This is a genomic window from uncultured Campylobacter sp. (assembly GCF_937997465.1).
Taxonomy (GTDB): Bacteria; Campylobacterota; Campylobacteria; order Campylobacterales; family Campylobacteraceae; genus Campylobacter_A.
Genome location: NZ_CALKTQ010000182.1, coordinates 1 through 8,385, shown reverse-complemented (window position 1 = coordinate 8,385; position 8,385 = coordinate 1). Strand labels below are relative to the sequence as shown.

Below are 8,385 nucleotides of genomic sequence, written 5' to 3'. Positions count from 1 at the left end.
TAGCCTTCCGACGACGGTCGAAACCGCGACGCCGTAGAGGCCGTAGTTTGGTAGTCCCAGCCAGCCAAAAAGTGCGATGGCGTTACCGCAAAGGGTGATGACGTTCATGAGCAGCGAAACTAGCATGACGGCGGTGGCGAAGTTGTAAACGCGAAGCACGGCTGCAAGCACCATGCCGATACCGTCAAAGGCTAGCGCGATACCGAGCATATGCAAGTAACCAAAACTCTGGGCACGAAGCTGCTCGGGGACGTTTAAAAGCTCTAAAATCTCAAACCCGAAAAAGTAAATAAAAACCGCGCTGCCAAGGCCGATGATCGTGTTAAACGTGATGCTAGCGTGTATGACGCGTTTGGCTAGGTTGTGATTTCGCGCGCCTAGAGCCTGAGCGACCACGACTGAGCAGCCCACGCTAAGGAAGCTAAAAATGGTCATAAAAAGATCCATTATCTGGTTGCCAGCACCCATGGCGCCGACTAGATGGACGCTGACCTTGGTCACCATGTAGGTGTTTATGATGAGCGTCACGAAGTGCAAAAACATATCCAAAAATATCGGTATAGTGAGCTTTTTGAGCGATAAATTCATAATTTCTCTTTTGTAACGTGGATTTTAGATAACGCGCGATTATACCCAAATATAAATTTAAAGCGTTTTAAGGCGGCACGGCGCGTTTTCCCTGCGAGCAGGCATAATCTTTTTATTAGCTTAATCAAGTATAATTGAAAAAATTTAATCTAAACGGATATCAAATGCACAAAACAAATTTCACGTCACGCTGGGCGTTTATCATCGCTTGCGTGGGCTCGGCTATCGGTATGGCCAACGTCTGGGGGTTTCCTTATAAGGTCGGTACGAACGGCGGCGGCGCGTTTTTGCTCGTTTATCTGTTTTTTATCGCGATATTTTCCTACGTGGGGCTATCTGCCGAGTACGCTATCGGCAGACGTGCCAAAACAGGCACGCTAGGCTCATACGAATACGCGTGGAAAAGCCGAAACTGGGGCACTTTCGGTAAAATTTTAGGCTGGATACCACTGGCTGGCTCGATGTGTATCGCTATCGGCTACGCAGTCATCATCGCATATGTTTTAAAGGCGCTATTTCAGGCGATCACAGGCTCGCTGATGACGGTGGATACGAACACTTGGTTTGAGTCCTTTGCGCTTTCGTCCTATTCTGTCGTGCCGTTTCACTTTATCGTCGTTGCAGGTACGTTAATTACGCTATTTTTCGGCGCACACAGTATCGAAAAGACAAATAAAATCATGATGCCGCTATTTTTCGTGCTATTTTTTATCCTGGCTATCAGGGTGGCGTTTTTAGACGGGGCGTTTGGCGGGTATAAATTCGTCTTTCACAGCGACTGGGGCAAGCTAGCTGATCCTATGGTGTGGGTTGCGGCGATGGGTCAGGCCTTTTTCTCGTTATCTATCACGGGCTCTGGTATGATCGTCTACGGCGCGTATCTATCAAAGGACGAGGATGTCGTAGATAGCGCGCAAAAGACGGCGATCTTTGATACGATCGCGGCGATGACGGCGGCGCTTGTTATGCTGCCTGCGGTTTTTGCCTACGGAATGGATCCTGCGGCGGGACCCGGGTTACTTTTCGTAACGCTGCCTAAAATTTTACAAGACATGCCCGGTGGTCAAATTTTCGCGATTATTTTATTTACGGCGGTGATTTTTGGTGGCGTGACCTCGCTGCAAAATATGTTCGAAGCAGTCGCCGAGTCGATAATGCACAAATTTCCCAAGCTAAAGCGCGGCGTCGTGTTGATCGCGCTTTGCATAATATGCTTTGGCATAGGCGTAAATATGGAAGCCATAACTAGCTGGGGGCCGTGGATGGACTTTGTCTCTATCTACATTATCCCTATTGGCGCGGTGATCGGCGCGGCGTCGTGGTTTTGGGTCATCAAAAAAGAGGAGATTATGGACGAGATCAACACTGGCGCGGCAAAAAAACAAGGCGCGTTTTGGTATTTTACGGGCAGATATATCTACGTGCCGATGGCGCTTACGCTTTGTATCATCGCGCTTAGCATGCATATCTCGTTTTAAGGCTCGCGCGTGGCTCTAATCGACCTTATCGACGTTAGTAAAAAATTCGGTCCGAATGAAATTTTAAACAAAGTAAGCCTTAGCGTAAACGAGCGCGAGCGTATCGCTATCATCGGCAAAAACGGCAGCGGCAAAAGCACGCTGATGAAGCTAATCGCGGGCGCGCTAGAGCCTGATAGCGGTAGGCGTATCGTGCAAGGCGGCGTAAAAGTAGAAATGCTCGCGCAAAATCCTAAATTTGACGACGCAGCGACGGTAAAAGACGCGCTAAATTTGGAGCTAAAAGAGATCTTTGACGCGCGGGATGAGTATGCGGCGGTACTAGAAGCGCTCGGACGCGATGCGCAAAACAAAGAACTAAACGCGAGGCAAGACGAGCTAATCAAATTTATCGAGGCAAAAGACGGCTGGCAGATCGAGCGCAAGATCGAGCGCGTGCTGGAGGAGTTTAAGCTAAAAGAGTACGAAAACCGCGCTGTTGCAAGCCTCAGCGGAGGCGAGATACGCCGCGTAGCTCTGGGTGCGCTGATACTTAAAAAGCCCGATATTTTGCTGCTTGACGAGCCTACCAATCACCTTGACGTTTATATGGTGAGATTTTTAGAGGATATGCTAAAAAGCTCGCGTCAGACGATAGTTTTTATCTCGCACGATCGCTACTTTATCGACGCGCTGGCAACTAGAAGCGTCGAGATTGAGGAGGGCGCGCTGGCATCTTTTGATGGCGGTTATGCGAACTATCTAGCTAAAAAAGAGGAAATCCTAGCTAGCCTAGCCAAATCTCACGAAACTCTGCTAAAACAGCTAAAAGCCGAGGAGGAGTGGCTACGCAGAGGCGTCAAAGCGCGTCTAAAACGCAACGAAGGGCGCAAAGAGCGAGTGCTAGCCATGCGCGAGGAGGCTAAGAAAAACCCGGGCGTGATACGCCGCGTTAGGCTCGAGCTTGAGCGCGCGAGCAAAAATTTTAACCAAACGCAGAGCGTAAACCGTAAAAAAATGCTATTTGAGATCAAGCAACTAAGCAAAACTATCGGCGGCAAGCAGCTTTTTAGAGATTTTAACGCGCGCGTTTTGCAAGGCGAGCGTATCGCGATAGTCGGACGAAACGGTAGCGGTAAAAGCACTCTTATTAAAATTTTACTCGGGTTTGAAAAGCCTAGCAGCGGCGAGATCAAGCGAGGCGAAGTGCGAGTGGGGTACTTTGATCAGTCTCGAAGCGCGCTAGACGACGATAAGAGCCTCATCGAGACCTTTTGTCCAAACGGCGGCGATCACGTCATGGTGCGCGGGCGAAATATGCACGTCTACGGCTACCTTAAAAATTTCCTATTTCCGAAAGAATTCCTCGATAAACCCATCGGTGTGCTAAGCGGCGGCGAGAAAAACCGCGTGGCGCTGGCTCTGCTTTTTAGCAAAGAATACGACGTGCTCGTACTAGACGAGCCTACAAACGACCTAGATATCGCTACTATCAACATCCTTGAAGACTACCTGCAAAGCTTTGAGGGCGCTATAATCATCGTGAGTCACGACCGCTACTTCGTCGATAAGATCGCGCACAAGCTCTGGGCATTTGAGGGTACGGCGATCGAAGTGCTACATCAAGAATACAGCGTCTATCTCGAGCTAGAAGACGAGCTCAACGAACTTGGTAAATTTGAAGCGAGCCTAGCAAGCGAAGCTGAGCAAGCGCAAAAACAAAAGAGCAAAACCGGCGCAAAGTTAAGCTACAAGCAAACGCAAATTTTATCCTCACATCCCGAAAAAATCGCCGCGCTAGAAGCTAAGATAAAAGAGCTAAACGCCGGCCTTAGCGATCCTAAAATCTATCAACAAATCGGCCTAACCGCGCTTTATAACGACCTAGAAGCGGCCAAAAGCGAGCTTGAAACGTTAGAGAACGAATACTTTGAAGTTTTAGAAATCGCCGAAAATTTGGAGCAAATTTGAAAAAATTAACTAAAACGGGCAGGGTTAGCGCTCTAAATTTACGTACGATTAAGCGAGACGAGTTCATCGGCGCTAGTTTTGAGCTGGACGGGATTAAATTTAGCGGCGTTTTTTCGGCGGATTTTAGTCTGGAACAGGGCGATCTCGTGCGCGTAGAGTACGAAAGAGACGGCTTTATAAATAGAATAACCCTGCTTGAAACCCTGGCTAAAAATAGCGAAAACAAGAGCATGACGGCAAAAATTATAAACATTACGGTTTTTATCTCGCTGACGCTTCTTGCTCTTTGTATCGCGGGCGGAGTGATTTTTTCTTTGATTACGGGCAGATTTGAGATTCGCGATTTTACCGATATTATTCGGCTTATTTGTATTTGCTTCCTTGTTTGGTCGCTAGCTTACCATGCGATAGGAAAATTTAAAATTTTGAGGCATTTTGCGTAAAATTTGAGTTCGATAAACATCAGAGCTTCTAAAAATAGGCGGCACTTTGAAAGATAAAAAACCTATACTACTTTGCTTATTTGCGCTTTTTGCCGTGCTTTTTACGGTATTTTTCATGGTTTATGTCGCTAGCTACGAGGAAGAAAACGAATTTACCCAGATAGGTAACAGCGAATTTTACGCTACGCCGCAGGGTAAAATTTACGCGCTCGTTCCAAGCGGAGGCAAATTTGAGCTAAAGGGCGCGCGGGTGGATAAATTTAAGGTCCTTGCGACAGGCGGTTATCGCGGGCGAAACGTCGGCGCTGACGAAAGTGCCGTTTACTGCGGCAATCTTGCGATGACCGGGCTAGATCCATCTCGCGCCAGGGCGATTGGCAACGGATATTTCACGGACGGCGAGATTAGTTATTTTTGTAGCGACGTAGGCGAGAGAAACTACGAGCTAGGCGGCTTTACCGAGATGGTTCAAACTATGGCGTACGCGATATTTGGTGCTGATAAACCGCAAAGCTATATCTATAAAACCGAGCGCGTTTCTAGTGTAAATTTAGCCCCTATTTTAGATTTTGGATTTGCGGCGGAAAAAGCGGCTTTGGGTAACGAAAGCGGCAAGGTATATTTTGAGGGCAAGCAGCTAGAGGGTGCAGATGCTAGAGCGCTAAGATACGTGCTAGACGCGCGCGGACGAACTAGCAATTTTTACGCCACGGACGGACGAAACGTTTATTTTAAAAGCTTGCGGCTCGCGGTAAAATTTACTCCTGAGCTGCATGAGGCGGCGTATTTTAACGGCGTGCACTATCTTTTAGAACCCGCTAGCAGCGCGGTTTATGCGGACGAGTATGAGTTCGCGCCCGAATTTGCGCCTTATTCGCTACCCTTTGGCGTCTCCGGCGCGCACGCTTATCATCTACTTTTTCGCGGCAAGGGCGGGATTTACTTTTGGCAGCGTCATAGCGGCGGCGAAAGCGGCGAGCTAAAACGCGCGGCGGACGATCCTTTTGCGGGTGATATTTCGCCGCTTGAGGGTAGCGTTTTTATTAGCGGCGCTCAGACCTATTTCGTGCAGAGCCGCGAAGTATGGCACAGAAATAAGAGCGGCAGGCGGTTAGGCTCGCGCCATACCGAGGTTTTTAGGCTTAAAACGAACGAGCAATGGCGCAAAATAGGGCTCGTGCGTAACGGCGTATACGGCGCTGTTTATGCAAACGGCTATAAAATTTACTATTTTGACGCGATGGGGACGGGGCAGCTCATAGACTCTAGCATCTACGAGATCGCGGACACTGACGTCACCGAGATCCTGACGCGGCCGTATGATCCGCGCGGTAAAAATCCGAGCAGCGAGGATATTCGCAAGATGATAAAAGATGGGCGGCTCGTGCCGGCGCAAGGCGAGCTCGTTTTTGAGGCGGTTACTAGTTATGACGGCGAGGAGAGGTATTATCTTTGGATATTTTTAGGTGTTGCGATTTTGGCGGCGATCGTGGGCAAAGCCTACGAGTATAAAAGCCGCGCAAAAGCGGTAGAAAACGAAACAGCGACAAAACCTCGAGGCAAAGTAAAATTTAGACGGTAAATTTGCTTAAAACGCTCAAATTTGACGTTGTGCTCGTCGCTAGCAAATTTTAATCAAATTTTCGCTAAAATCGGGTCAAATTTAAAAGGAGTGCAAATGAAACTGGGAAATTTTTCCGCAAACTCAAGCTTAAGCAATCAATACCTAGAACAAGCCCAAAATAACAGCGCAAAAGCCCTAAATAACATCTCCGCACAGCGCGCTCTAAGCGGTATCGACAGTGCAAATCTAGCTATCGCAGACTCGCTACGCTCCCAAAGCTCCACGCTAGAGCAGGGCATCGCAAACGCAAACGACGCTATCGGCATCCTGCAGATCGCAGACTCCACGCTAGCAAATATCACGCAAAGCGCCGACCGCATCGGCGAACTCTCGGTGAGATATAACGGCGGCATCCTAAACGCCGATCAGCAAAAGATGATAAAAAGCGAGGCGGACGCCCTCGTGGGCGCGATGAGAGAGAGCACGCAGCAGGCGAGTTTTAACGGTAAGAACGTATTTGGCGGGCAGATGAGTTTCCTAACCGGCAACGGCACGGCGAGCGTAAATTTAAGCGCGCCTGATTTTAGCGGTATAGACGTAAGCAACGGCGATAGCGTGAGTAAATTTATCGGTAGCGTAAACGCTCTGCGAGGCGAGATCGGCGCTGCGCAAAACGGCATAATCTCGGGTATCAACGCAAGCCTAACCAAAAACGTCGCGCTAAGGCAAAGCGAGTCGCAGCTGCAAAATAACGGCATCGCTAAAAATCTAAGCGCTTTTAAGCAAAACGACCTGCAAGCAAACGCCGCGATCCTTGCTCAAGCGCACAATACCGCAAGCTTGCAAAGCCAGTTTAACAGGCTTTTGGGCTAAATTTAACAGCTTTTATCTTTTAGCCGCTACGCCCCTGGCGGCTAAAACTCTTTTATTTTATTCTACTTTGGCGATTTTATCGCGCCTTAAATCGATCTATCAAATGTTACTTTCGCGTTTAATATACTCTCGCGCTTTGCGATTAAAATATAAATGCTCGCCAAGTTAAATTTGCCGAGTCGGGCTGCGTACTCGTCAAATCTACTTAAACCCTCCACATTAGCTTTGCTAGGATTATCATTATGACACATAAAACAAGGGCGATAACGTGCGAGTATTTGCCAAATGGATCTGGCTTTTTTAGCCTATAGACGTAAAAGAGCGATATCGCCGTGATTAGGCACATTAACCCCAGCACGCCAATCTTGGTCGCGAGCAAAATTTGAAACGAGCTACCGAGCCATCCATTATCGCCGCCAAAATAATCCTTTGCCATATAAACGCCGCTGATAATAAGAAGCAAAAACGCAGTGCCAAAAACCTTTGCGCTGCCTTTGGTGTAGGCTCTTTTGACGCGAGCGAGCGTATCCTCGTCTACGTGCTTTTTGGCAAACGGAAATATGCAAATGTCGAAAAATACGTAACCGACGAAGGCTACGGCGCTCAAAATATGAACGATCAGGAAAAATAGATACATTTAAGACCTTTTTTGTTTGATTATATTTAAATCGGTCGTTTAAAGGGATGATTTTGATTAAGGATTGCGCGAAAGAGGGTTAAATTTAAAATTTATCGGCGAGGCGGCAAATTTGTAAAAAAGCTTTGTGAGGTCAAATTTGAATAGATTCGTAAATTTAGGATTGCATAAAATTTAAAAGAAAATTATAAAATCCGCCCGTCAAATTTAACGGGCGGGGCAAATTTAAAGGCGCGTAAAAACGCTAAAACCTTAAATTTACGTTTGAAGTCCTTGCCTAAACAAGGGCTAAATTTTACTCGACTTCGGCGTCGATGACGTCGTCGTCTTTTTTCTTGCCGCCGTTTGCTTGCTCGCCAGCAGCGCCGTCTTTTTTATACATCGCTTCAGCTAGTTTGTGGCTTGCTTCGCTTAGAGTTTTGACCTTCGCGTCGATCTGCTCTTTGCTAGCGTTTTCGTCTTTTAGCGTCTCTTTTAGCTCGTCAAGCGCCTTTTGGATACGTTCTTTGTCCTCGGCTGGGATTTTCTCGCCTAGCTCGTCAAGGCTCTTTTGCGTCTGGTGTGCTAGCGCGTCGGCTTGGTTGCGCGCCTCGACCGCGTCTTTGCGCTTTTTGTCGTCCTCTTTGTGTAGCTCGGCGTCTTTTACCATGTTGTTGATCTCATCCTCGCTTAGGCCGCTTGAGCCCGAGATCGTGATATTTTGGGCTTTGCCGGTAGCCTTGTCTTTAGCTGAGACCGTTAGGATGCCGTTGGCGTCGATGTCAAACTCAACCTCGATCTGCGGTACTCCGCGAGGAGCAGCAGGGATGCCTTCTAGGTTAAACTGACCTAAAGACTTGTTGTCGCGGGCAA

The 8,385-nt window shown here is 47.9% G+C and carries 8 protein-coding genes; 5 read left to right on the top strand and 3 right to left on the bottom strand.

The window, feature by feature from the left end; genetic code table 11:
• A partial coding sequence (locus Q0546_RS05940) for an MATE family efflux transporter (protein ID WP_298791406.1) occupies window positions 1-588 on the bottom strand: 588 nt, incomplete at its 3' end.
• A gap of 164 nt (window positions 589-752) precedes the next feature.
• Here Q0546_RS05940 and Q0546_RS05935 point away from each other — a divergent pair.
• The 5 genes from Q0546_RS05935 (at window position 753) to Q0546_RS05915 (ending at window position 6,896) form a co-directional block, all read left to right on the top strand.
• Entirely contained in the window at window positions 753-2,066 is a 1,314-nt protein-coding gene (locus Q0546_RS05935) for a sodium-dependent transporter (RefSeq protein ID WP_298791403.1), read from the top strand.
• A 9-nt stretch (window positions 2,067-2,075) separates the two neighbouring features.
• Window positions 2,076-4,016, top strand: coding sequence for a ribosomal protection-like ABC-F family protein (abc-f, locus tag Q0546_RS05930; protein ID WP_298791402.1), 1,941 nt, complete (start codon window positions 2,076-2,078; stop codon window positions 4,014-4,016).
• On the top strand, window positions 4,013-4,459 hold the full coding sequence (locus Q0546_RS05925) for a hypothetical protein (protein ID WP_298791399.1): 447 nt from the start codon (window positions 4,013-4,015) through the stop codon (window positions 4,457-4,459). Before abc-f ends, Q0546_RS05925 begins: the two co-directional genes overlap by 4 nt.
• Before the next feature lie 46 nt (window positions 4,460-4,505).
• Window positions 4,506-6,041 (top strand): DKNYY domain-containing protein, encoded by a 1,536-nt coding sequence (locus Q0546_RS05920; protein ID WP_298791397.1) that lies wholly within the window; start codon window positions 4,506-4,508, stop codon window positions 6,039-6,041.
• A gap of 96 nt (window positions 6,042-6,137) precedes the next feature.
• Entirely contained in the window at window positions 6,138-6,896 is a 759-nt protein-coding gene (locus Q0546_RS05915; protein ID WP_298791395.1) for a flagellin, read from the top strand.
• A 205-nt stretch (window positions 6,897-7,101) separates the two neighbouring features.
• Here the strand turns inward: Q0546_RS05915 and Q0546_RS05910 are convergent, their stop codons facing one another.
• Window positions 7,102-7,533, bottom strand: a complete 432-nt coding sequence (locus tag Q0546_RS05910) for a trehalose-6-phosphate synthase (RefSeq protein ID WP_298791392.1) — start codon at window positions 7,531-7,533, stop codon at window positions 7,102-7,104.
• A 295-nt stretch (window positions 7,534-7,828) separates the two neighbouring features.
• Window positions 7,829-8,385 (bottom strand): Hsp70 family protein (locus Q0546_RS05905; RefSeq protein ID WP_298791390.1); only part of this gene is annotated, 557 nt, incomplete at its 5' end.